Origin of the sequence: Agrococcus sp. Ld7, from assembly GCF_045064095.1 — a bacterium.
Classification (GTDB): Bacteria; Actinomycetota; Actinomycetes; order Actinomycetales; family Microbacteriaceae; genus Agrococcus.
On sequence record NZ_JBISGY010000002.1, the window covers coordinates 233189 to 257758 of the forward strand.

A 24570-nucleotide genomic window follows, 5' to 3' on the forward strand; every position below is an offset into this window, starting at 1 on the left:
GGTCAGACGATCTGACCGGGCTCCTCGTTGAACTCGCCACCGGTGAAGGCGTCGAAGTCGAGGTAGGAGAGGTCGGACTCGTCCACGCCGCCCGCATCCGCGAAGAGGCGGTTCGGGTAGCGCTCGGCCTTCGCCTCCTCCGTGGCCTCGACCGACACGTCGCGGTAGCGCGACAGGCCGGTGCCCGCGGGGATGAGCTTGCCGATGATGACGTTCTCCTTGAGGCCGAGCAGCGGGTCGCGCTTGCCGGCCAGCGCCGCCTCGGTGAGCACCTTGGTCGTCTCCTGGAAGGACGCGGCCGAGAGCCACGACTCCGTCGCGAGCGACGCCTTGGTGATGCCCATGACCTCCTGGCGCGCCGAGGCCGTCTTCTTGCCGTCGGTCAGCGCGGCACGGTTGAGCTCGTTGTACCGCGAGCGGTCGACGAGCTCGCCCGGCAGCAGATCCGTCTCGCCGTGGTCGACGACGGTCACCTTGCGCAGCATCTGCCGCACAATGACCTCGATGTGCTTGTCGTGGATCGGCACGCCCTGCGAGCGGTACACGTCCTGGACGCCGGAGACCAGGTGCTTCTGGACCTCGCGGACGCCGCGCACGCGCAGCACCTCCTTGGGGTCCACCGCACCGAGCTGGATCTGCTGACCCTGCTCGACGTGATCCCCGTCGCCGACCTCGAGGGTCGCGCGGCGGAGCACCTGGTAGACGACTTCCTCGTCACCGTTGTCCGGGACGATGACGACGCGCTTGGACTTCTCGTCCTCCTCGATGCGCACCCGACCGGCCGCCTCCGCGATGGGCGAGGCGTTCTTCGGGGTGCGGGCCTCGAAGAGCTCCGTCACGCGGGGCAGACCCTGCGTGATGTCGCTCGCGCCCACCGAACCACCGGTGTGGAAGGTGCGCATGGTCAGCTGCGTGCCGGGCTCGCCGATCGACTGGGCGGCGATGATGCCGACCGCCTCACCGATGTCGACGAGCTTGCCCGTGGCCAGCGAGCGGCCGTAGCAGTGCGCGCAGACGCCGACCGCGGACTCGCACGTGAGCACCGAGCGCACCTTGACGGTCTCGACACCCGCAGCGATGAACGCACGGATCTCGCGGTCGCCGATGTCCTGCGCAGCGGTGGCGAGCACCGTGCCGTCGTTCGTCACGACGTCCGTCGCGAGGTTGCGGGCGTAGACCGCCGACTCGATGTTCTCGTGCAGCGAGAGCTGACCGTCGATGACCTCGGCGATCGGCACCTCGAGGCCGCGCTCGGTGCCGCAGTCGTCCTCACGGATGATGACGTCCTGCGACACGTCGACGAGACGACGCGTGAGGTAGCCGGAGTCCGCGGTGCGGAGCGCGGTGTCGGCCGAGCCCTTGCGCGCACCGTGGGTGGCGATGAAGTACTCCGCCACCGTCAGGCCCTCGCGGTACGAGGAGATGATCGGACGCGGGATGACCTCACCCTTCGGGTTGGTCACGAGACCGCGCATACCGGTGATGTTGCGCACCTGGATCCAGTTGCCGTTGGCACCTGCGGTGACCATCCGGTAGATCGAGTTCTCCTTGTCGAAGGCCGCCTCGGTGGCCTTCTGCACCTCGTTGGTGGCCTTGGTCCACAGCTCGGTGAGGTCACCGCGGCGCTCGGAGTCGGTGATGAGACCCTTCTCGAACTTGCCCTGGATCTTCGCAGCCGACTCCTCGGCGCCGGCGACGATCTCGTCCTTGCGCGCCGGCGTGATGACGTCGGAGAGCGCGACCGTGATGCCAGAGCGCGTGGCCCAGTAGAAGCCCGCGTCCTTGATCTTGTCGAGCGTTGCCGCCACCACCGTCTTCGGGTAGTGCTCGGCGAGCGCGTTGACGATCAGCGAGATGACCGGCTTGGTGGCCGCCTCGCCCACGAACGGGAAGTCCGCCGGCAGCAGCTCGTTGAAGAGCGCGCGGCCGAGCGTCGTCTCGTGCAGGAAGGTCTCGCCGTCGACGAAGCCCTCCGGACGGTCCTGGTCGCGGAAGGCCAGGCCGTCGAGACGGATCCGGATGACCGAGCCGAGGTGGAGCGAGCCCTGGTCCATCGCCATGATGGCCTCGGCGACCGAGGAGAACGCACGGCCGGTGCCGACGCCATCCTCCTTCAGCGAGGTCAGGAAGTGCAGGCCGGAGACCATCTCGTGCGACGGGAGGGTGACCGGACGGCCGTCCGACGGCTTCAGGATGTTGCTCGAGGCGAGCATCAGCACGCGGGCCTCGGCCTGCGCCTCGACCGAGAGCGGCAGGTGCACAGCCATCTGGTCACCGTCGAAGTCGGCGTTGAACGCCGCGCAGACGAGCGGGTGCAGCTGGATGGCCTTGCCCTCGACGAGCAGCGGCTCGAAGGCCTGGATGCCGAGGCGGTGCAGCGTGGGCGCACGGTTCAGCAGCACGGGGCGCTCGCGGATGATCTCCTCGAGCACATCCCACACCTGCGGCTTCGAACGCTCCACCATGCGCTTGGCGTGCTTGATGTTCTGCGAGTGACCCAGGTCGATCAGGCGCTTGATGACGAACGGCTTGAACAGCTCGAGCGCCATCTGCTTCGGCAGGCCGCACTGGTGCAGCTGCAGCTGCGGGCCGACCACGATGACCGAACGGCCCGAGTAGTCGACGCGCTTGCCGAGCAGGTTCTGACGGAACCGGCCCTGCTTGCCCTTGAGCATGTCGGAGAGCGACTTCAGCGCGCGGTTGCCGGTGCCCGTGACGGGACGGCCGCGACGGCCGTTGTCGAACAGGGCGTCGACCGCCTCCTGCAGCATCCGCTTCTCGTTGTTCACGATGATCTCGGGAGCACCGAGGTCGAGCAGGCGACGCAGGCGGTTGTTGCGGTTGATGACGCGGCGGTAGAGGTCATTCAGGTCGCTGGTCGCGAAGCGGCCACCGTCGAGCTGCACCATCGGGCGCAGCTCCGGCGGGATGACCGGCACGACGTCCAGCACCATCGCAGCCGGGCTGTTGCCCGTCTGCAGGAATGAGTTGACGACCTTCAGGCGCTTGATCGCACGGATCTTGCGCTGGCCCTTGCCCTCGGCGATCTGCTTGTGCAGGTCCTCGCCCTCGGCGACCAGGTCGAACGCCTCCAGGCGCATCTTGATCGCCTCGGCACCCATGTGGCCGTAGAAGAACTCGCCGTACAGGTCGACCAGGTCGTGGTAGGTCGCGTCCTCGGCCTTCAGCTCGCCCACCTTCAGCGTGCGGAAGTCATCGAAGACGCGCTCCATCTGCGCGATCTGCTCGTCGGCGAACTTGCGCAGCTGCGCCATCTCGCGCTCGCCGGCGTCCTTGACCTTGCGCTTCTGGTCGGCCTTGGCGCCCTCCTCCTCGAGCTGGGCGACGTCGGTCTCCAGCTGTGCGAGGCGAGCGGCGATGTCGGCGTCGCGGCGCTTCTCGATCTCGCCGACCTTGAGGCGCAGCTCCTGCTCGAGCTGCGGCAGGCGCTCGTGACGCGCATCCTCGTCGACCGAGATGATCATGTACGCGGCGAAGTAGATGACCTTCTCGAGGTCCTTCGGCGCCATGTCGAGCAGGTAGCCGAGACGGCTGGGCACACCCTTGAAGTACCAGATGTGCGTGACCGGGGCGGCGAGCTCGATGTGGCCCATGCGCTCGCGGCGCACCGACGACTTCGTGACCTCGACGCCGCAGCGCTCGCACACGATGCCCTTGAAGCGCACGCGCTTGTACTTGCCACAGGCGCACTCCCAGTCGCGGCTGGGACCGAAGATCTGCTCGCCGAACAGGCCGTCCTTCTCCGGCTTCAGCGTGCGGTAGTTGATGGTCTCGGGCTTCTTCACTTCGCCGTGAGACCAGCCTCGGATGTCGTCGGCCGTTGCCAGCCCGATCCGCAGCTCATCGAACGTTGTTGCGTCGATCAATGCAATTCCCTCTTGTCGAATTCTTGTGCAGCTGCCGGATCAGATGTCGTCGATCGACGACAGCTCAGGGCGGGAGATGTTGATGCCGAGCTCCTCGGCCGTGCGGAGTGCCTCATCCTCGTCATCGCGGAGCGTGACGACGTCGCCGGCTGCGTTCAGCACCTCGACGTTCAAGCAGAGCGACTGCATCTCCTTCATGAGCACCTTGAAGGACTCGGGGATGCCGGGCTCCTGGATGTTCTCGCCCTTGACGATGGCCTCGTACACCTTCACGCGGCCGACGATGTCGTCCGACTTGATGGTGAGGAGCTCCTGCAGGGTGTAGGCGGCGCCGTACGCCTCGAGTGCCCAGACCTCCATCTCGCCGAACCGCTGGCCGCCGAACTGGGCCTTACCGCCCAGGGGCTGCTGCGTGATCATCGAGTACGGGCCGGTCGAGCGCGCGTGGATCTTGTCGTCGACCAGGTGGTGCAGCTTCAGGATGTACATGTAGCCGACCGAGACCGGGTACGGGTACGGCTCACCGGAGCGGCCGTCGAACATCTTCGCCTTGCCGCTGCCGTCGATCAGGCGGACGCCATCACGGGTCGGGAGCGTCGCGTCGAGCAGGCCGATGATGGCCTCCTCGGTGGCGCCGTCGAAGACCGGCGTCGCGACCTTGGTGCCCGCGGGCGCCTCGAGCGTTGCCGGGTCGAGGTCCTTCGCCCACTCGGGCGTGCCATCCACCTTCCAGCCCGTCGCGGCGATCCAGCCGAGGTGCGTCTCGAGCACCTGGCCGAAGTTCATGCGCTTCGGGATGCCGAGCGGGTTCAGCACGATGTCGACCGGCGTGCCGTCCTCGAGGAACGGCATGTCCTCCTCGGGGAGGATCTTGGCGATGACGCCCTTGTTGCCGTGACGGCCGGCGAGCTTGTCGCCCTCGGTGATCTTGCGCTTCTGCGCGATGTAGACCACAACCTTCTCGTGGACGCCGGAGCCGAGCTCGTCGTCGCCGTCCTCAGCGCGGAACTGCTTGACAGCGATGACCGTGCCCTGCTCACCGTGGGGCACCTTCAGCGACGTGTCGCGCACCTCGCGGCTCTTCTCGTTGAAGATCGCGCGCAGCAGTCGCTCCTCGGCGCTCAGCTCGGTCTCGCCCTTCGGCGTCACCTTGCCGACCAGGATGTCGCCGGGCGCGACCTCCGCGCCGATGCGGATGATGCCGCGCTCGTCGAGGTCGGCCAGCAGGTCGGGGCCGACGTTCGGGAGGTCACGGGTGACCTCCTCCTTGCCCAGCTTCGTGTCGCGGGCGTCGACCTCGTACTCCTCGATGTGGATCGACGAGAGCACGTCGTCCTTCACGAGGTTCTGGCTGAGGATGATCGCGTCCTCGTAGTTGTGGCCCTCCCACGGCATGAATGCCACGAGCAGGTTCTTGCCGAGCGCGAGCTCGCCGTCCTCCGTCGCAGGGCCGTCGGCGATGACCTCGCCGACCTCAATCCGCTCACCCGCCGAGACGATGACCCGGTGGTTGTACGAGGTGCCCTGGTTCGAGCGGTCGAACTTGCGCAGGAAGTACTGCTGCGTGCCGCCCTCGTCGAGCTGCACGGTGACCAGGTCGGCCGAGACCTCTGCGACGACGCCCGCGGCGGTCGCCGTGATGACGTCACCGGAGTCGATGGCCGCGAAGCCCTCCATGCCGGTGCCCACCAGCGGCGACTCCGAGCGCACGAGCGGCACGGCCTGACGCTGCATGTTCGCACCCATGAGCGCGCGGTTCGCGTCGTCGTGCTCGAGGAACGGGATGAGGCTGGTCGCAACCGACGCCATCTGGCGCGGCGAGACATCCATGTAGTCCACGGACTCGGGCAGGACGAGCTCGACCTCTTCGCCCTTCTTCCTCGCCACCACGCGCTCCTCCACGAAGCGCTGCTTGGTGTCGAGGCGGTTGTTGGCGTGGGCGACGATGAACTCGTCCTCCTCCGACGCCGTCAGGTAGTCGATCTGCGTCGTGACCACGCCGTTGTCGACCCGGCGGTACGGCGTCTCGATGAAGCCGAAGGAGTTGATGCGGCCGAAGGTCGCGAGGCGACCGATGAGGCCGATGTTCGGGCCCTCAGGGGTCTCGATCGGGCACATGCGGCCGTAGTGCGAGGGGTGCACGTCTCGCACCTCGACGCCGGCGCGCTCGCGCGACAGGCCACCGGGGCCCAGCGCCGAGAGCGTGCGCTTGTGGGTCAGGCCCGCGAGCGGGTTGTTCTGATCCATGAACTGCGACAGCTGCGAGGTGCCGAAGAACTCCTTGATCGCCGCGCTCACGGGGCGCACGTTGATCAGGGTCTGGGGCGTGATGGCCTCGATGTCCTGCGTCGACATGCGCTCGCGCACGACGCGCTCCATGCGAGCCAGGCCCGTGCGGACCTGGTTCTGGATGAGCTCGCCGACGGCGCGGATGCGACGGTTGCCGAAGTGGTCGATGTCGTCGATGTCGAGGCGGATGTCGACCGCCTCGCCCTTGCGCGTGCCCGGGACCGTCTGGTCACCGGCGTGCAGCGCGACGAGGTACTTGATGGTCGCGACGATGTCGTCGACCGAGAGCACCGAGTCGCTCATGGGCACGTCGATGCCGAGCTTGCGGTTGATCTTGTAGCGACCCACCTTGGCCAGGTCGTAGCGCTTCGGGTTGAAGTAGAAGTTGTCGAGCAGCGCGCGGGCGGCCTCGGCGGCGACCTGCTCGCCCGGACGCAGCTTGCGGTAGATGTCGCGGAGGGCGTCCTCCTTCGACATCGGCACGTCCTTCTCGAGCGTCGCCATGATCGACTCGTAGCCGGCGAACTCGCGGGCGATGTCCTCGCTCGTGAGGCCGAGGGCCTTCAGGAAGACCGTGACGGACTGCTTGCGCTTGCGGTCGATGCGCACGCCCACGGCGTCGCGCTTGTCGATCTCGAACTCGAGCCACGCACCGCGGCTGGGGATCACGCGGGCAGAGAAGACGTCCTTGTCGGAGTTCTTCTCGGGGGTGCGGTCGAAGTAGACGCCGGGGCTGCGGACGAGCTGCGAGACGACGACGCGCTCGGTGCCGTTCACGATGAACGTGCCCTTCTCGGTCATGAGCGGGAAGTCGCCCATGAAGACCGTCTGCGACTTGATCTCGCCGGTCTCGTGGTTCATGAACTCGGCGGAGACGTAGAGCGGTGCGGCGTAGGTCTTGCCGCGCTCCTTGCACTCCGCGATCGTGTACTTCGGCACATCCAGCACGGGCTCGGAGAACGAGAGCTGCATCTTCTCGCTCAGGTCCTCGATGGGCGAGATCTCCTCGAAGATCTGCTCAAGACCGGAGTCCGAGTGGACATCGTCGCGACCGGAGTCCTTCGCGGCATCCGCGCGGACCTTCCATTCGTCGTCGCCGATGAGCCATTCGAAGCTCTCGGTCTGCAGTGCGAGCAGGTCGGGTACAGTCAGCGTCTCCGCGATCTGTGCGAAGCTCAGGCGGCTCGCGTTTCGACCAGTCTTGGGGCTCAGTTCAGCCAAGGCAGATACCTCCGGTCCGGAAAGGGTTGCGGGTCTTCCCGGGATCGTGTCGTCGGTGAGAGACTCGTCAACACCCTGAAGCGCCCGATTCGGGCGCGCGCCGACCGCAATATGAAGGCAGAGGGGATGTCTTTGAGCGCAACTCGCTACGTTACGCCGCGAACGCGCTGATGTCCAGTCTGCGCGGCGTGTCGGTTGGCGGCGGTCGTCGACCCGATGGTAGCGGGGCTCGGGCGCGAGAGGATGGGCCGGTGAGCACTCCCAGCCGACGCCTCTCGAGCGGCCTGCACGCCGAGATGCGCTTCTCCGGCGCCGGCGGCTGGCAGCTCGTCGTCGACGGCACGCCGCAGTCGCACGTCGACCCGGAACGGCCGGAGCTGCTGGTCTACGAGTACGTGCAGCAGATAGGCCACGTGATCGACGCGATGCCGCCCGGGCCGCTCACAGCGGTCCACCTGGGCGCGGGCGCGCTCACCATCCCGCGCTTCATCGACGCCACCCGGCGCGGCTCGCGCCAGCAGGTGATCGAGCTCGAGCCGCTGCTGGTCGAGCTGGTGCGCGAGGTGACGCCGCTCCCCCGCGGCGCGAGCATCCGGGTGCGCTACGGCGATGCCCGCGAGCAGCTGACCCGGCTGCCGGCGGGCCTGCGCGGCGCGGTCGACCTGGTGGTGGTGGATGTCTTCTCCGGCGCCCAGACGCCCGCGCACGTCACAACGGTGGAGTTCCACGCGCTCGTGCGCGACCTGCTCGCTCCCGGCGGCGTCGCGATCGTGAACATCGCCGACGACCGCACCCTGTCGTTCGCGAAGCGGCAACTGGCGGCGCTCGACGAGGTGCACGGCGACGTGGCAGCGCTCGCCGACCCGGGGATGCTCAAGGGCAGGCGGTTCGGGAACGTGGTCGCGGTCGCGGGCGCGCTGCCCGATATCGACGAGATCGGCCGCGCGCTGCGGCGCGATCCGTTACCCGGCAAGGTGGTTGCAGGGGCAGAGCTGCGCCGCTTCCTGGGCGGCGCGCAGCCGGCCCGTGACGCCGATGCGACGCCCAGCCCGGCGCCGGATCGCGGCATCTTCGGCTGATCGATTCGGCACCCAACCGAGCGCTCCACCGCGGCCGCGACTGCCGGCCCTGGCGGCCGCGAGGGCCTCAGTGCGACGGAAGCGCGTCCTCTGCAGCCAGCGCGCGAACATCCTTCATCCGTTCGATCTGCAGAGCGATGAGCACGCCGGTGACGACAGCGCCACCGAAGGCGAGGGCAGGCCAGTTGTCGTGGGGCGAGAGTCGCGGCCATGCCAGCGCGGCCGCTCCGACGACGACGAGTGCCGCAAGCGCGCGGACGACGCTGCGGCCGTGCCAGGGGCCATCCGTCGGCAGCAGGTAGCCGAGCGCCAGGCCGGTCACGATCGCAGCAGCGAGCATCATGCCGATGAGCATTGCTAGACGCACGATGGCACGATGGGGCTGCAGGCCGACCGTCGTTTCCGCAAAGCTCGGCCCGGATCGGCGCGTGCTTCGCGCGAATCGTGCCGGGTGCGCGATCATGGCGACATGAGCGAGTCGATCGGCTACGACCAGACCGCGTTGCGGAACGCCGTCGACGTCGCTGCCGCCGCGCGCCGGCTGCGCCAGCTCGGCCGCGAGCGGTCGCTCGCCGCGGTCTCCGAGCGCGCGTGGCTGCTCGAGTCGATCGGGCGACTGGACGATGCGCTCGCCGCCGCGAACGAGGCCGTGACGCTCGCCCGCGCCTCCGGATCGCGCGACCGCGTCGCCGAGGCGCGGTTGCTGCGGGCATCCGTCGTCCAGACCCGCGGCGATCTGCGCACGGCGCTGCGCGAGTGCACGGCGATCATTGCCGAGTCGCGCTCCAACGACTGGGTCGAGCTGTGGGCGCACGCGCTGCAGCAGCGCGGCACCGTGCACTTCGCGCTCGGTCAGTGGCACGAGGCGTGCGTCGACTTCACGGTCGCGGTGGAGCTGTGCCGCGAGGCGGAGCTGCCCGCCGAGCAGCTCGAGGCGGCAGAGATCGCGCTGATGGTGGCGACCGACCGCGACCAGACCGAGGCGCTGCGCGCCGAGCGCGACGTGCCGCGCGCGAGCCACCCGATCTGGGGCGGGCGCTGAGCCGCACCGTCCACAGGTGCCCGCACGCGGTTCGCGCCGCATCGACCGCTGCTGGCATGCTTCCAGCCGGCGGAAGGTGACGGATGGCTGATCTCGAACGAGTGCGCGTGTGGGCGGCAGCGCTCATCCGCCTGCACCTCGACGACTCCTGGCACTTTGACTTCGACCGCGCCGCGAAGCGCGCGGGACTGACGAACTACACCGCGAAGCGCATCTCGGTCTCGCGGCACCTGGCCGCGCGCTGGGATGACGACGAGGTGCATCAGATCCTGCTGCACGAGGTGGCGCACGCGATGGTCGGGCCGGGCGCCGGCCACGGCCCGGTGTGGCGCCGCACGGCGCGCGAGATCGGCTACATCGGCGGGCGCACGCATCAGGGTGAGATCGCTGCGGAGCGCGCTGGCTGGGTGGGCAGTTGCCCGGGCGGGCACGAGCACGTGCGCTTCCGCGCACCGCGCGGTCGCTACGCGTGCAAGCCCTGCACGCGCGCCGAGCGACGCGTGGTGGAGGTGCGCTGGCGGAAGCGGGCGGACGCCGCCTGAGTCGCGCCGACGGGGGTCGGACTTCCACGACTCCGGCTCACGCGGCTCTGGCGCTCCCCGCGCTGACCTCCGGCAGCGAGCGTCCCATCAGCGCACCGATGACGCCCAGCACGGCGAGCAGCACCAGCGCCCATTCGTTGCCCCAGATAGCCAGCAGGCCGGTCAGTGCACCGGCCGCGAGCAGCAGCACGCCCATAGCCGTGTTCGCAACCGCCACGTACTCCGTGCGCCGGTCGCCATCAGCCATGTCGACGACGTACGTCTTGCGAGCCAGCCGCGTGCCGAGGTGCACGAACGCCAGCAGCAGGAACGTCACCGGGTAGAGCCACTCGGAATCGCGGGCCGCCGGCACCTGCAGGAGCACGAGGAACGCCGCGATGAACGCTGAGGCTCCGAGCGCGCACCACACCATCAGCAGTCGCGAGGAGCGGTCGGCAAGGCGCCCGAAGACGCGGCCGCCGAGCACGTTCGCGACGCCCTGGGCGATCACGAACAGGCCCAGGCCCGTCAGGTCGCCCCCGTGGTTGGCCACCCCGATCGCGACCACGAAGGGCGGGCTGAGCGCCGAGACGAGCAGCAGCGCGCGCACGAGCACGAAGCGGCGGAACGTTGGGTCGTGGCGCAGCAGCTGCCAGGACCGGCCGAGCCAGCTGGAGCCGTCCCCCGATTCGCCGGGCTCGGTCTCCGGCTCGCGGATCGTGGCATAGACGATGAGGGCCAGCACCCAGGTGCCGGCCGCGCCGAGCAGCAGCGCTGCGAGCAGTTCGGCGCCGACATCCCCGCCCCACACCTCCAGGCTCAGTCCGAGCCCGAGTGCGACTGCTCCGGAGAGCACCGTGACGATGCCGGTGATCTGCCCGCGCTGGCCCTTGGGGATCGTGCGCCCGAGCACGTCCTTGCTGGCCAGCGAGCAGAGCGCACGGCCGAGGGCGAAGACCGCGAGCGCCGCCAGGATCGCCGCTCCCGCCGCCCATCCCCGCAGTCCGAGCGCAGAGGCGGCGATGGCGGCGGTCGCCAGAGCCTGCGCGGCCGCGCCACCGACCCACGCCCACTTGCGGGCGGCGAGGCGCCGCATCCACGGGGTGAGTGCGGCCTGCGGGAGCATCGAGCCGGATTCCCTGATCGGGACCAGGAACGCCAGCAGCGAGCCGGGCGCACCGACGGCGGTGAGCAGCCACGGCAGCACGGTCTTCGCGCTCACGACCTGGTCACCGATGCTCTGCAGGGCCTGCGCGCCCATCTGGCGCATCCCGTTGCTGGCGATGTCGGGCCTGGCCGAGGCGACCACGTCGTCGTCGCTGCCCTCGCCCTTGACGAGCTTCGGGTACAGCCACGTCACAGCGCTCTCCCCCTGGCGATGGTCATGCATGCATCATGCCGTGCGCGAGCCTGCACGCAGGCGCGGCGCGGCGCCTCCTAGCCCCTCGGCTCCGACGACGCACCATCGGCCCCGGTCTCGCCGTTCGCGCTGCGGCCGTCGCGCTCGGGTGCACCGCGAGCATCGACCGCGCCACCTCTCGCGGCGGGCGCGGCGACCGAGGTCACTGCGGCATCCGACCCCGCTTCGCCGCCGGCCGTTGCCGCTCCGGGCGCGCTGGCCTCGTAGGAGTCGCTGATGCGCCGGTAGGACGTGGTGAGGAACGCGAGGCCCGCGGCCACGACCATCAGCGCACCCGCGCACAGGAACACCAGCGCGATCCCCCGGGCGATGCCGACGCCGAGCACGGGCTCGAGCACCGCGGCGCCCTCCGGCGATCGTGCCCACGGAAGGATGAGGAACTCGGCGAGCGGCGCGATCAGGAACGCGGCGATCGGCGCGGCCGCCGATTCGAATGCCATCGCGAACCCGAACACCCGCCCCTGCCGCGGCAGCGGCACGACGCGCTGGATGATCGTCTGCTCAGCGGCCTCGGCCGCTGGGATGAGCGCCATGTAGGCCCAGATCCCCAGCGCGTAGAGCCACCACCACTCCCGGATCGTGAAGACGGCACCCAGCACCCCCATGATGGCGACGACGATCAGCAGCGTGCGGATGGGGCGCTTCCCGAGGCCGAACCTGGCGATCACCAGGCCGCCCACGACGAAGCCGGTGGAGGCGAAGCCGAAGATCATGCCCCACGTCTGCACGTCGAAGAGCTCGAGCCCGTACGGATCCATGAGCGCCATGTAGACGCCGCCGATGAGGTTGTTGAAGGTCGAGAAGATGATGAGTGCGAACAGTCCGCCGATCGCCAGCACCGCGCGCACGGAGCCGCGCAGGTCGATGCCGCGCGCGTCGTCGTCGGGGTCGACCGCGACGACATCCTCCGGGATCCGCAGCGTCACCAGGTGCCCGAGGCTCAGTGCGAGCATGCCGATGGCGATCGCGATCGTCCATCCCATGCCGAGGAACCCGATCGAGAGGCCCGAGAACACGCTCGTCACGATCATCGCGAGCCCCTGCACGGTGCCGACGAGCCCGTTCGCGTTGGCCCGCCGCGCATCGGCGACCAGGATCGTGACGGTCGTCGACAGCGCGATGTTGCGCATGTGCTCCACGACCGAGCCGGCCAGGATGATCGCCATGAACAGCCACAGCCACGGCGCCCCGAGATCCAGCAGCACGGGCTCGGGCAGCAGCAGGTACATCGCGCCGGCGACGGCGAAGGCGGCGAGGGTGATGGAACCGGAGAGCACCATGACGCGCAGCTTGCGATGGTGGTCGACGATGGAGCCGAAGAGGATGCTGCCGAAGGCGACGAACAGCATGTAGGCGCCGCCGATGAGCCCCGTCGCGAGCACGCTGCGGGTCTCGAGGTAGACCCAGAACGTGAGCGCGAACCACACGTACGCGGTCGTCACGTTCGCGAGCGCGGTGTTGGCGAGCACGTGCAGGAACATGCGCTCGCCCCGACTGCGCCCAGCCGTGCGAGGCTCACGGGGAGCCACGTGGTCGACGCTAGCGATCGGCGGCGCCGCGCAACACCCACCTTCTCGCGCGCTCCGCCCTCCGCTGACAAGCGGTACGGAACGGCCGCCCCACGGCGCGACACCCGACCGTTCGGTACCGGTGGCGGCACTCGCGCGACCGAACGCCACCGCGGCGGGCCCGCGAGCGCCACCGGCGGCGGGCCCGCCCGCGCCACCGGGGGCAGGTGGGCAAGCGGTACGAGATGGTCGCCCCACGGGGCGACATCCGACCGTTCGGTACCGGTCGCGCGCGTGGCACCTGCGCCCCGCGAGCGAAGCGGTACCGAACGGTCGCCCTGCGGCCGCGGCGGCGACCGTTCCGTACCGCTACCGCTACCGCTACCGCGCCGCGGGCGCTACGAGCGCGAGTCGCGCGCGTCGGCCCACAGATCGACGCCGGGCTCGTCGCTCGCGAGCTCGTCGATGGCCGCGAGCTCGTCGGCGGTGAGCGGTGCTGCCGCGAGCGCCCCCAAGTTCTGCTCCAGCTGCTCGACGCGGGAGGCGCCGATCGTGAGCGAGGTCATCCGCTCGTCGCGCAGCGCCCACGTGAGCGCCAGCTGAGCGAGCGACTGCCCGCGCTGCTCGGCGATGTCGGCGAGCCCGCGGATGCGCCGGGTCGCCTCGCCAGACACGTTCGGGTTGACCGAGGCGCCCTCCCCGTACCGGCCGGCGCGCGAGTCGGCGGGCACCCCGTCGAGGTACTTGCCCGTCAGCAGGCCCTGCGCGAGCGCGGTGAAGCCGATCACGCCGATGCCGAGCTCGCCCGCGGTCTCGAGCAGGCCATCCGTCTCGATCCAGCGGTTGAGCATCGAGTACGAGGGCTGATGGATGGTGAGCGGCGTGCCGAGCGAGGCGAGGATCTCGTGCGCCTGACGGGTCTCCTCCGCGGAGTAGCTCGAGACGCCCACGTACAGCGCCCTGCCCGTGCGCACGATGTGATCGAGCGCACCCATCGTCTCCTCGAGCGGCGTGTCGGGGTCGGGGCGGTGGTGGTAGAAGATGTCGACGTAGTCGAGGCCCATGCGCTCGAGCGACTGGTCGAGGCTCGAGATCAGGTACTTCCGGCTGCCGCCGATGCCGTAGGGGCCCGGCCACATGTCCCAGCCCGCCTTCGTGGTGACGAGCATCTCGTCGCGGTGGGCCGCCAGGTCGCCAGCGACGATGCGACCGAAGTTGCGCTCACTCGCGCCATAGGGCGGGCCGTAGTTGTTGGCGAGGTCGAAGTGGGTGACGCCGCGGTCGAAGGCCGTCGTCACGAGCGCGCGCTGCCGCTCGAGCGGTGCGTCGTCGCCGAAGTTCTGCCACAGGCCGAGCGTGAGCACCGGCAGCTTGAGGCCCGAGCGGCCCGCGCGGCGGTACTGCATGGCGTCGGGGCGGTCGGTGTCGTAGCGGGTGGGGTCGGCGGTCCAGCTCATCGTGAGGCTCCAGCGTGCTCGTGGGTGGTGTCGGATGCGGTGCCAGCGTCGCCCGCGGGCGTGGCGTCGGCTGCAGCGCGAGCGTCGCCCGCGGGCGTGGCGTCGGATGCAGCGCGAGCGTCGCCCGCGGGCGTGGTGTCGGATGCGGAACGCACGTCGGCAGCGCGCGTCGCCGCGGCCGCCGCCTCCGCGGCGATCAGGCTGCGGGAAGCGCCTCGGAGCGCGATCGCGGCCGCGCACGCGGCGGCGCATGCCGGGCTGTGGAAGTCGATGCCGAGCGCTGCGAGCTCGTCGACGACACGGCCCGCGACCAGCAGGTCGGCAGCGGTCGGTCGCAGCGATCCGTCGGGCCACCGCCGACCGACCGCGATGATGGCGACGGATGCGCGGTCGCCGCGTCGCTCCTGCTCGTCGAGCGCTGCGCGCGCGACGAGCGCGGCATTCTCGAGCGTCGCCTCGAGCAGCAGCGCCGAGCGCGGCGCGAGAGTCAGCAGCGCCGCACGCTCGGGCCCTGGGTCGGCCGCGGCGAGCACGATCACGTCGGCAGCGGCTGCTCGGAGGCCCGCCGCGCCCCACTCGAGGGTGACCTGGTAGTCGGCGCTCATCAGCGCAGCGCGCCCAACCGGGCGAGTGCCGCGCGCACGAGTGCGCCGCGGCCACCCTCCATCTCGCTCGTCACCGTCTCGGATGCCGCGGCCTCCGGGCTCAGCCAGGTGAGCTCGAGCGCATCCTGGCGCGGGTCGCAGGTGCCCGTGACCGGCACGATGTAGCAGAGCGAGACCGCATGCTGCCGATCGTCGGAGTAGATGCCGTCCCCCGGCAGCGGGAAGTACTCGGCGATGTGGAACGGCGTCGGGTCGGCGGGCAGCTGCGGGAATGCCATCGGCCCCAGATCCTTCTCGAGGTGACGGGTGAGCGCATCGCGCACCCGCTCCCCGCGCATGACGCGCCCGGAGACGACCGTGCGCGTCATCTGGCTCTGCGCGTTCATGCGCAGCAGCAGGCCGACGTCGGTGACCTGGCCGAGTCCGTCGAGCCGCACGGGGAGCGCCTCGACGTACAGGATCGGCATCCGCTCCCTGGCCTGCTGCAGCTCGTCGTCGCTCAGCCAGCCGGGATTGGGGTCAGGGGTGCGCACGGCCATGGCCCCATTGTGCCTGCCCCGCGCGCCGCCCGCTCGCGAGCCGCGGATCAGGGGCGCAGTCGGCGTCCCGCGCGCTCCGCCCAGAGCGCGATCGCGAGCCACAGCGCCACCACGATGAGGCCGAGTGCGATGGACGGGATGTCGCCGAGCGCAGCGAACCAAGCGAGGGGGCTGGGCGTCATCGCCTCCAGCAGCGAGCGGGCCGCGAGCGTCGTGCCGACCGCGAGCAGGCTGATGCGGCCGACCGCAGCGACGGGCTCGGCGAACACGCCCAGCGCCGACGTGCTGCCCCGCAGATCCATGTCGATCGCCGGGTGCATCGCGGTCGCGAGCAGGCTGGCGAGCGACGCGACGGCGAGCGTCAGCGGCGGTGTCCACAGCACGGTCGAGGGCTCGAGGCTCTGCTGCCCCCAGACGGTGGGCGTGAAGTAGGCGAGGATGCCGAGCACGCCGAACAGCAGTGCGGCGAGCAGCCCGTAGCCGACCACGCGACCGCGCTGGTGCCGCGTGACGCTGCGCGCCCGCAGGAAGGCGTGCACGAGCGCCGCACCCGCCGCCGCCGGCAGCGCGAGACCGAGTCCTGCGACCACGGTCGTCACCCCGGCGGTCACGAGCGGATCCGCCGTGACGCCCGCCGCATCCGCCACCCCGCTGACGAGCAGCGTGGCAGGCGTGCAGCGATCGCTGAGCTCGCCGCAGAGGCCCACCGTGAGCCAGAGCGATCCTGCCCCGACCAAGGTAGCGATCGCGACGGCGAACGCCCACCCCGACCAGCTGCGGGCGAGCAGGCCGACGAAGCCCAGCGCCGCCACCGCGACGGCCAGCTGCAGCAGCGGACCGGTGACGCGCATGCGCTCCAGGCCGCCGAGCGTGCCGGCGTCCGGCGCCACGGGGATCCCCGCGACCGCTCCGCCGATGAGTGCGGCGGCAGCCGCGATCAGCAGGCCGAGGAGGATGAGCAGCAGCATGCGGCGCACGATCCGGCCGCCGCCCATCCAGCCGCGGTGCTGCCCCATCGCGAACGCGCAGCCGAGCACGACGGCGAAGGCGGGCATGGCGATCGCGTCGAGCCCGATCGCATCCCAGCCCTGCGAGGACGGGAAGGGCCTCCGGGGCGCGGCGAGCCAGAAGACCGTGCCGAGCACGAGCACGCCGCGCGCGGCGTCGAGCGACACAACGCGGCCGATGGTCCCGCGACGTCGGCCGGCGGCCTGGCGGCTCCCGCGCTGCGGGCCGCCAGCGGTGCGCAGCACCCTGGTGGTCGCCGAGGTGTTCGTCATGCTTCGAGGCTACGGTGTTGCGAGCGACGCGCGACGCTCGATCGGCGCCGCGGAGAGGGGCTTCCATGCTGCAGATCGACGCGGATGCGGTGCGCTGGCGCGAGGGCACGGACGGCGGGCACGACCTGCTCGTCGTCATGCACGGGCTCGGCTCGCACGAGGGCGATCTGTTCGGCCTCGCCCCGCACCTGCCTGCGGCGCTGACGATCGCCTCGCTGCGCGCGCCCCTGCCCTACGGCGGTGGCTTCGCCTGGTTCGACTTCTCGCCGATCGATAGCGCGGATCACGCGCTCATCGATGAGGCCGCTGCGGCCGTGCTCGCCTGGCTGGACGGCCTGGAGCGCCCCTGGCGGCGCGTGCACCTGCTGGGCTTCTCGCAGGGCGGCGCGATGGCCGTGCAGCTGGCCCGGCTGGCTCCCGAGCGCTTCGCCTCGATCGCGCACCTCGCATCCTTCGTGCACGCCGGCGAGCTGGAGAGCGACGCCGCCCTCGCCGCACGCGACCCGCGCATCCCGCTGCTGACCACGATCGGCACCCTGGACGACGTGATCGGACCCGACCGGGTCGCGCGCTCCGCCCCATGGCTCGACGCGCACTTCGACGTGGAGCGCCACACCTACGAGCGCCCGCACTCGATCGTCGCGGACGAGCTGGCGGACGTCGTCGCGTTCCTCGAACGCGTCTAGCACCGCCGAGGTGCGCGACGCGCCAGACTGGACGCATGGAGCGGTTCAGGCTGGGCGGTGTGCCGGGGGTGACCCCCGCGAAGTGGCTGCGGGTGTGGCGCGAGCGGGTGCCCGACGTGTCGGCGGTGCTCGTGGAGGTCGACGAGACGGATCCGGTGCGTGCGCTCCGCGACGGCCGCGCCGATGCGGTGCTCGCGCGGCTGCCGGTCGACGGCGACGACCTGCACGTGGTGCGGCTCTATGACGAGCTGCCGGTGGTGGTCGCCGCGAAGGGACATCCGATCGTCGCGTTCGAGTCCGTGACGGTCGCGGATCTCGACGGAGAGGAGATGCTCGACCAGGGCGGCATGTCGCTCGCCCAGCTGCTCGAGACGGTGGCGACCGGCGCGGGCCTCGCGATCGTGCCCATGTCGGTCGCGCGCGCGCTCGGCGGGCCCGGCACCCGCAGCCGGGTCGTGACCGACCTGCCGGTGACCACGATCGCCCTCATCTGGCTGCAGTCCGAGGACTCGCCGCTGCACCAGGAGCTCATCGGCATCGCGCGGGGGCGTCGGGCGGGCTCTTCACGCGGCGACCGAGGGCACACGGTCGAGCCCGGCAACGCCGCGATCGGCGCGAAGCCGCGGACCTCGAAGCCGAAGCCGACTGCCAACCGTCCGCACCGTCGCGGCGGCCCGGGCCGCTCCGGCAGGCCCGGTCCCGGCGGACGACGCTGACCCCGGCCGTGGCGGATGACCGGGCGGACCGCCCCACGGTCGAGGTGGAGGCCCCCTGGGCACGGGAGGCGCTCGCGCTGGCTGCCGACCTCGGGGTCGACCCCACCGTCGGGCTGAGCACAGCCGAGGCGGCTCGCCGGCTCGCGGTGAACGGCCCCAACGAGCTGCGCGGCACGCCGCCGGTCGCGTGGTGGCGGAAGCTGCTCGCGCAGCTTCGCGATCCACTGGTCTTCCTGCTCTTCGTCGCGATCGCGATCTCGCTCTTCGCGTGGATCGTCGCGGGCACCCGTGGCGCTCCGGTGGACGCCATCGTCATCGCGCTGATCGTGATCCTGAACGCCGTCATCGGCTTCTCCCAGGAGGCCAAGGCCGAGCGGGCGGTCGCGGCGCTCGCGACCATGACCGCCGCGACCGCCACGGTGCTCCGCGACAGGACGCTCACCACCGTCCCCTCCGACCGGCTCGTGCGCGGCGATGTCCTCGTGCTCGAGGCGGGCGATGCGGTCGGCGCCGATGCCCGCCTCATCGCCGCCTCGGCGCTGCACGTCCAGGAGGCATCCCTCACCGGGGAGTCGGCGGCGGCCCACAAGAGCACCATCGCGCTGCCCGTCGACGCGCAGCTCGGCGACCGTGCGTCGATGGTGCATCAGGGCACCGCTGTCGCCCAGGGCGTCGGTCGGGCGCTCGTCACCCGCACCGGCATGGGCACCGAGATGGGCTCGATCGCGCACATGCTCGACCGCACCGCGTCGAGCCCGAGCCCGCTCGCGGTGGAGATCGCGCGGATCTCCAAGGCGCTCGGCATCGTCGTGGTGCTCATCGCGGTCGTCGTCATGGCGACGATGCTCCTCATCACCGGTGCGCGCAGCGTCGACGAGGTGGTGCAGATCCTGCTCCTCGGCGTCTCGCTCGCCGTGGCGGCCGTGCCGGAGGGACTGCCCGCGATCCTTTCCGTCGTGCTGGCGATCGGCGTGCAGCGGCTGGCCGCGCACAACGCCGTCGTGAAGGAGCTCGAGGCAGTCGAGACGCTCGGCTCAGCGACGATCATCTGCTCCGACAAGACGGGGACGCTGACGAGGAACGAGATGACGATCGAGCGCATCGTCACCGCATCCGGCCGCGTGAGCCTCACGGGCATCGGGTATCGGCCGACGGGCGAGGCACTGCTCGATGGAGTGCCCGAGGACGCGATCACCGAGGCTCGCTTCGTGCTGGCCGCGGGCTCGCTCGCGAACAACGCCCAGCTGACCGAGGTCGACGGCGTGTGGCAGATCCAGGGCGACCCCACGGAGGCGGCGTTCCTCGTCGCTGCGCCGAAGCTCCCTGGCACGCTCGCCGCGATCGAGCGCTTCGAACGCACCGGAGAGATCCCCTTCACTTCGGATCGGAAGAAGATGTCGGCGCTGCAGGTGGATGCGGCCGGCAGGAAGGTGCTCATGAGCAAGGGCGGCCCGGATGTGCTGCTGCCCGACTGCACGCACATCCGCGTCGGCGACGGGGTCGTCCCACTCGACCAACAGCGACGCGCCAGCGCGCTCGCCGATGTCGATGCCCTCTCCCGCGAGGCCTACCGCACGCTCGGCGTCGCGTATCGGATCGCCGACGAGCATGCGCACGACCTGCTCGATGGCGACCTCGACGGTGATGAGGAGCACGATCTCGTCTACCTCGGCGTCGTGGGGGTCATCGACCCGCCGCGAGCCGAGGCCGCATCCGCCGTCGCCCAGGCTCGCCGCGCCGGCGTCGCCGTCACGATGATCACCGGCGACCACCCGGTCACCGCAGCCCGCATCGCCGCCGACCTCGGGATCGTCGAGGCTGGTGCGCGCGCAATCACCGGCGCCGAGCTCAGCGCCATGGACGACGAGGAGCTGCGGCGGGCGGTCGAGCAGGTGCGGGTCTTCGCCCGGGTCTCGCCTGCGCACAAGCTGCGCATCGTCGACGCGCTGCAGGCGAACGAGCACATCGTCGCGATGACCGGCGACGGCGTCAACGACGCCCCGGCGCTGAAGTCCGCGGACATCGGCGTCGCCATGGGCGTGACGGGCACAGGGGTGACGAAGGAGGCGGCGCGCATGATCCTCGGCGATGACAACTTCGCCACGATCGTCACCGCGATCCGTCAGGGCCGCGTCATCTTCGACAACATCAAGAAGTTCCTCCGCTTCCTGCTCTCGTCGAACCTGGGCGAGGTCCTCACGGTCTTCCTCGGTGTGCTGCTCGCCAGCGTGCTCGGGTTGACGGATGCGTCCGGCAGCGGACTGGCTGTGCCGCTGCTGGCCACCCAGATCCTGTGGATCAACCTCGTCACCGACTCGGCGCCGGCCCTCGCGCTCGGCATGGATCCGGAGATCGACGACGTCATGGGGCGCCGACCGCGCCGGCCGGACGAGCGCGTCATCGACAGGAGGATGTGGGGCGGCATCCTGTTCGTCGGCACCGTGATGGCGATCACGATGCTGCTCACCATCGACATCTTCCTGGCGGGCGGGCTCATCGCCGGCGACGACGCTCTCGACGTCGCGCGCACCGCGGGATTCACCACCCTCGTCTTCGCGCAACTGTTCAACGCGTTCAACTCACGATCGGAGACCACTTCCGCCTTCCACCGCATGTTCGTCAACCGGTGGCTGTGGGGATCGATCGCCCTCGTCGTCGTGCTGCAGGTGCTGGTCGTCGAGGTGCCGCTGCTGCAGACCGCCTTCGGCACCGCATCGATGGACCTCGTGCACTGGGCCGTATGCGTCGGCATGGCGTCCCTCGTGCTGATCGCCGACGAGCTGCGCAAGCTCGTGCTGCGCGCCATCGAGCGAAGCAGGAGTGCCCGGCACAAGAAAAACCGCGCCCTTGCTGGCGAGAGCAAAGACGCGGTTCCGCGGTGACGGTGGGATTTGAACCCACGGTAGGGGGTTGCCCTACACGACTTTTCGAGAGTCGCACCTTCGGCCGCTCGGACACGTCACCAAGGGGAGAGCGTACACGAGCCGCGGGGCACCGCTCAAACCGGCGCGATACCGAGCTGACGCACGTGCCGGTGCTCCACGAGCCCCTCGTGCGTCTTCTCCCCGCCGTCGGCATGCCAGCTGTGCGCCTCGTAGAAGTGCTCCGCGCGCTCGTTGCCGAGCAGCACCCACAGGTAGGCGGTGGCGTGGCCATCGCGAACGAGGCGCCGCTCGAGCTCACTGAGCAGCGCGTGGCCCACCCCGCGCGACCAGCGCGACGCATGCGCGTAGATCGCATAGACCTCACCGGTCGCGGGCGCGTCCGCATCGCGCGCGGGCCCGCACATCGCCCAGCCGACCACTTCCGCATCCACGACCGCCACCAGGTCGTGGCAGCGCGGATCGGCGTGCATGTCGTCCCAGTGCTCCATGCGACGAGCGGTCTCGCGCTCGATGTCCATGCGGTCGAGGATCTCCTGCGGCACCAGGCCGCCGTACGCCGCACGCCACGTCTCGACCCGCACCCGCGCGATGCCGGCGACGTCGTCGATCGTGGCGTCCCTGATGTTCGCGGTCACGCGAGCTCCCCGCTCGTGGCGTCCCGCACGCGGATGCGAGTGCTGACGGTGCCGACGGTGAGCATGGGGCAAACGTAGCCGATGCCGGCCCCGCACCGCTGACACCCCCGGCTGGGCCGCCGTCGCGTGTCAGCGCTCGCCGCTAGCCTGAAACCCATGGCCAAGGCACCCGCATTCCGCTGCTCCGAGTGCGGCTGGACGACCCTGAAGTGGGTCGGTCGCTGCGGCGAGTGCCAGCAGTGGGGCACGATCGAGGAGGTCGGCGTCTCCACGGCGCGCGTGAGCGCCGGCGCCGTGCCCGCCTCGCGCGCTGCGCGCCCCATCACCGAGCTGCAGGCGACGGATGCGCCGCGCTGGCCGACCGGCGTCGCCGAGTTCGATCGCGTGCTCGGCGGCGGCATCGTGCCAGGCGCGGTCGTGCTCTGCTCGGGCGAGCCCGGCGTGGGCAAGTCGACGCTGCTGCTCGCTGTGGCGGCGAAGGCCGCGGCGGCAGGCAGGCGCGTGCTGTACGTCTCCGGTGAGGAGTCGCTCGCGCAGGTACGGCTGCGCGCGGAGCGCACCGGCGCGCTCGAGCCGCAGCTGTACCTCGCGAGCGAGACCGATCTCGCCACGATCCTGGGGCAGGTGCGCGACACGAGGCCGGAGCTCGTGATCGTCGACTCGGTGCAGACGGTCGCGAATGCCGACAACGAGGGGCTCGCGGGCGGGCCCAGCCAGGTGCGCGACGTCGCGTCGGCGCTGACCCGCGCCGCGAAGGCCGCGGACCTGCCGCTGCTGCTCGTCGGCCACGTGACGAAGGACGGCTCGGTCGCGGGGCCGCGCGTGCTCGAGCACCTCGTCGACGTCGTCGCCCACTTCGACGGCGACCGGCAGACGGCGCTCCGCTTCGTGCGCACCTCGAAGAACCGATTCGGCCCGACGGATGAGGTCGGCTGCTTCGAGATGACCGGTGACGGCATCGCGGAAGTGCCAGACCCCTCTGGGCTCTTCCTCTCGCGCTCCACGACGCCGCTCGCCGGCACCTGCGTGACGGTCGCGCTCGAGGGGCGGCGCGCGCTGCCGGTGGAGGTGCAGGCGCTCGTCGTGGCGGCATCCACCCCGCAGCCGCGGCGGGTCGTGAACGGCGTCGACGCGTCCCGCGTCGCCATGGTGCTGGCCGTGCTCGAGCGGCACGCGGGGCTGCACCTGGGCACCAAGGATGTCTACGTCTCGACCGTCGGCGGGATCAAGCTCACCGAGCCGGGCGCCGACCTCGCCATCGCGCTCGCGATCGCGAGCGCCGACAGGAACGTGGCGCTGCCTCGCCGGCTGGCCGCCATCGGTGAGATCTCGCTGGCCGGCGAGATCCGCGCCGCCTCCGCAGCCGCGCGTCGCGTCACCGAGGCGCGGCGACTGGGCTACGCGCGCGTCATCGACGAGTCGGTGGCGCTGGTGCGCAACGCCATCCCGGAGGCGATCAGCCAGGGCCGCCGGGAGTCGGCGCCGGGCCCCAGACCGGTTGCGGTCCCCGACTTCTGAACCGGGCTGCCGAGTCGGCTACTCGAGGATGAACTGCCGGCTCTGGGCGCTCACGAAGTCGCCGACTCGCACGCTGAGGTTGTAGGCCGCGCCGTCGGCGGTGACCTGCGGCTGCTCGGTCGTGCAGGTGTCGGCCGACGAGCGCGTGCGGTCCCACTCGATCGGCATCGTCGACTGCGGCGTTCCGGGCTCGAGCGCGACCACGTTGTCCTGAACATCCGCCGCGCAGTCCGACCAGCGGTAGACGACCTCGTCCCCCGTGCGGATCTCGTACTCCTGCACGCTCGTGCCTGCGTTCAGCGAGCAGGCGGCCTCGCCGGTGTTCTCGATCGTGAACGAGAGCTGCACGAGCTCGCCCTCCGCATAGGTCGTCCGATCCGTGACGGGGGTGACGCGGATGCTGCCCGCATCGCAGGGCTCCGTCGAGTCGGCTTCCGGATCGCCGCCGATCGGCGTGAAGGGCTGCGTCGGCGACGGGCTCGGCTCGGGCTCTGGCGTCGGTGATGCGGCGGGGGTCTCCGGTGCCGCGGTCGGCACGGGCTCGGTCGGCGTCTCACCGCTCGCCCACGGCTGCCACAGCAGCAGCCCGACGGCCACGAGCACGAGCACGAGCAGCAGGCCCAGCATCGTGCGGCGCCGGCGCACTGCGGCGCGACGCTTGGACGACATCCCCTTGCTCACTGCACCAGGGTAGGTGAGGCCGCGCTCACAGCAGCTTGAGCATGCGCGTGTTGCCGAGCGTGTTGGGCTTCACGTGCGCGAGATCGAGGAACTCGGCGACGCCGCCGTCCAGTGAGCGCAGCAGCTCGCCGAACACCTCGGGCTCCACGACCTGCTCTGCGACCTCCTGGAAGCCGTGCCGCAGGAAGAAGTCGGTCTCGAAGGTCAGGCAGAAGAGCCGCTGCAGCCCGAGCGCTCTCGCGCGCTCCTCGAGCGCGACGAGCATCGCGTGCCCGACGCCCTTGCCGAGCGACCCCTGGGCAGCGGCGATCGTGCGCACCTCGCCCAGGTCCTCCCACATGACGTGGAGCGCCCCGCAGCCGACCAGCTGCCCGTCGCGCTCCGCCACCACGAACTCCTGCACCGCCTCGAACAGCGTCACGAGCTCCTTGCCCAGCAGGATCCGGCGATGCACGTAGGGCTCGATGAGCCCCTGCATGCCGCGCACGTCGCTGGTGCGGGCGGGGCGCACGGTGATTGCGGATGCGTCGACACTCATGGGTCACGAGCCTACGCCCCGCACGCGCGAAGGAGGGGCGGAGCCGAAGCCCCACCCCTCCTC

19 protein-coding genes and 1 tRNA gene are annotated in these 24570 nt (G+C 70.7%); 7 read left to right on the forward strand and 13 right to left on the reverse strand.

What is annotated here, in order from left to right:
- Positions 1-2 precede the first annotated feature (2 nt).
- Positions 3-3887: a DNA-directed RNA polymerase subunit beta' gene (rpoC, locus tag ACJJVL_RS01350; RefSeq protein WP_405216214.1), complete on the reverse strand. Its 3885-nt coding sequence runs from the start codon at positions 3885-3887 to the stop codon at positions 3-5.
- A gap of 39 nt (positions 3888-3926) precedes the next feature.
- Entirely contained in the window at positions 3927-7397 is a 3471-nt protein-coding gene (gene rpoB, locus ACJJVL_RS01355; RefSeq protein ID WP_405216216.1) for a DNA-directed RNA polymerase subunit beta, read from the reverse strand.
- A gap of 296 nt (positions 7398-7693) precedes the next feature.
- On the opposite strand from rpoB, the gene ACJJVL_RS01360 reads away from it, so the two are divergent.
- A complete protein-coding gene (locus tag ACJJVL_RS01360; RefSeq protein ID WP_405216302.1) occupies positions 7694-8476 on the forward strand; it encodes a spermidine synthase in 783 nt (260 codons plus the stop codon).
- Between the two features lie 67 nt (positions 8477-8543).
- Here ACJJVL_RS01360 and ACJJVL_RS01365 read toward each other — a convergent pair whose 3' ends face one another.
- Positions 8544-8819, reverse strand: a complete 276-nt coding sequence (locus ACJJVL_RS01365) for a hypothetical protein (protein WP_405216218.1) — start codon at positions 8817-8819, stop codon at positions 8544-8546.
- Between the two features lie 126 nt (positions 8820-8945).
- Between ACJJVL_RS01365 and ACJJVL_RS01370 the strand changes: the two genes are divergently transcribed.
- A complete protein-coding gene (locus ACJJVL_RS01370; protein WP_405216220.1) occupies positions 8946-9518 on the forward strand; it encodes a hypothetical protein in 573 nt (190 codons plus the stop codon).
- 83 nt (positions 9519-9601) lie between these two features.
- The gene (locus ACJJVL_RS01375) at positions 9602-10060 is read left to right on the forward strand and encodes a SprT-like domain-containing protein (protein ID WP_405216222.1); all 459 of its coding nucleotides are present in this window, start codon (positions 9602-9604) and stop codon (positions 10058-10060) included.
- A 37-nt stretch (positions 10061-10097) separates the two neighbouring features.
- Here the strand turns inward: ACJJVL_RS01375 and ACJJVL_RS01380 are convergent, their stop codons facing one another.
- From ACJJVL_RS01380 to ACJJVL_RS01405, 6 genes are all read right to left on the reverse strand, one after another.
- On the reverse strand, positions 10098-11429 hold the full coding sequence (locus ACJJVL_RS01380) for an MFS transporter (protein ID WP_405216224.1): 1332 nt from the start codon (positions 11427-11429) through the stop codon (positions 10098-10100).
- 47 nt (positions 11430-11476) lie between these two features.
- Entirely contained in the window at positions 11477-12940 is a 1464-nt protein-coding gene (locus tag ACJJVL_RS01385) for an MFS transporter (protein ID WP_405216304.1), read from the reverse strand.
- 425 nt (positions 12941-13365) lie between these two features.
- Entirely contained in the window at positions 13366-14424 is a 1059-nt protein-coding gene (gene mgrA / locus ACJJVL_RS01390) for an L-glyceraldehyde 3-phosphate reductase (protein WP_405216226.1), read from the reverse strand.
- Positions 14421-15029: a hypothetical protein gene (locus ACJJVL_RS01395; RefSeq protein WP_405216228.1), complete on the reverse strand. Its 609-nt coding sequence runs from the start codon at positions 15027-15029 to the stop codon at positions 14421-14423. The genes mgrA and ACJJVL_RS01395 overlap by 4 nt, the downstream gene beginning before the upstream one ends.
- Positions 15029-15568 carry an NUDIX hydrolase family protein gene (locus ACJJVL_RS01400; protein ID WP_405216230.1) on the reverse strand — a complete coding sequence of 180 codons (540 nt, stop codon included), beginning with the start codon at positions 15566-15568 and terminating at the stop codon, positions 15029-15031. Before ACJJVL_RS01400 ends, ACJJVL_RS01395 begins: the two co-directional genes overlap by 1 nt.
- 47 nt (positions 15569-15615) lie before the next feature.
- Positions 15616-16848 carry a hypothetical protein gene (locus ACJJVL_RS01405; protein WP_405216232.1) on the reverse strand — a complete coding sequence of 411 codons (1233 nt, stop codon included), beginning with the start codon at positions 16846-16848 and terminating at the stop codon, positions 15616-15618.
- A gap of 65 nt (positions 16849-16913) precedes the next feature.
- Here ACJJVL_RS01405 and ACJJVL_RS01410 point away from each other — a divergent pair, with 65 nt between their 5' ends.
- The 3 genes from ACJJVL_RS01410 to ACJJVL_RS01420 are packed head-to-tail and all read left to right on the forward strand — an operon-like array spanning position 16914 to position 21132.
- Positions 16914-17534 carry an alpha/beta hydrolase gene (locus tag ACJJVL_RS01410; protein WP_405216234.1) on the forward strand — a complete coding sequence of 207 codons (621 nt, stop codon included), beginning with the start codon at positions 16914-16916 and terminating at the stop codon, positions 17532-17534.
- A gap of 35 nt (positions 17535-17569) precedes the next feature.
- Positions 17570-18250 carry a LysR substrate-binding domain-containing protein gene (locus ACJJVL_RS01415; protein WP_405216236.1) on the forward strand — a complete coding sequence of 227 codons (681 nt, stop codon included), beginning with the start codon at positions 17570-17572 and terminating at the stop codon, positions 18248-18250.
- Between the two features lie 8 nt (positions 18251-18258).
- Positions 18259-21132, forward strand: a complete 2874-nt coding sequence (locus tag ACJJVL_RS01420) for a cation-translocating P-type ATPase (protein ID WP_405216238.1) — start codon at positions 18259-18261, stop codon at positions 21130-21132.
- Here ACJJVL_RS01420 and ACJJVL_RS01425 read toward each other — a convergent pair.
- Positions 21127-21214, reverse strand: a tRNA-Ser gene (locus tag ACJJVL_RS01425). The genes ACJJVL_RS01420 and ACJJVL_RS01425 overlap by 6 nt on opposite strands.
- Positions 21215-21248: 34 nt before the next feature.
- A complete protein-coding gene (locus ACJJVL_RS01430) occupies positions 21249-21770 on the reverse strand; it encodes a GNAT family N-acetyltransferase (RefSeq protein WP_405216240.1) in 522 nt (173 codons plus the stop codon).
- 156 nt (positions 21771-21926) lie between these two features.
- Here ACJJVL_RS01430 and radA point away from each other — a divergent pair, with 156 nt between their 5' ends.
- Complete coding sequence (gene radA / locus ACJJVL_RS01435; RefSeq protein WP_405216242.1) at positions 21927-23288, forward strand: DNA repair protein RadA; 1362 nt, start codon at positions 21927-21929, stop codon at positions 23286-23288.
- Positions 23289-23306: 18 nt separating this feature from the next.
- Here radA and ACJJVL_RS01440 read toward each other — a convergent pair whose 3' ends face one another.
- Both ACJJVL_RS01440 and ACJJVL_RS01445 read right to left on the reverse strand, forming a co-directional pair.
- Positions 23307-23969 carry a hypothetical protein gene (locus tag ACJJVL_RS01440; protein ID WP_405216244.1) on the reverse strand — a complete coding sequence of 221 codons (663 nt, stop codon included), beginning with the start codon at positions 23967-23969 and terminating at the stop codon, positions 23307-23309.
- Positions 23970-23994: 25 nt separating this feature from the next.
- The gene (locus tag ACJJVL_RS01445; RefSeq protein WP_405216246.1) at positions 23995-24507 is read right to left on the reverse strand and encodes an amino-acid N-acetyltransferase; all 513 of its coding nucleotides are present in this window, start codon (positions 24505-24507) and stop codon (positions 23995-23997) included.
- Between the last annotated feature and the right edge of the window lie 63 nt (positions 24508-24570).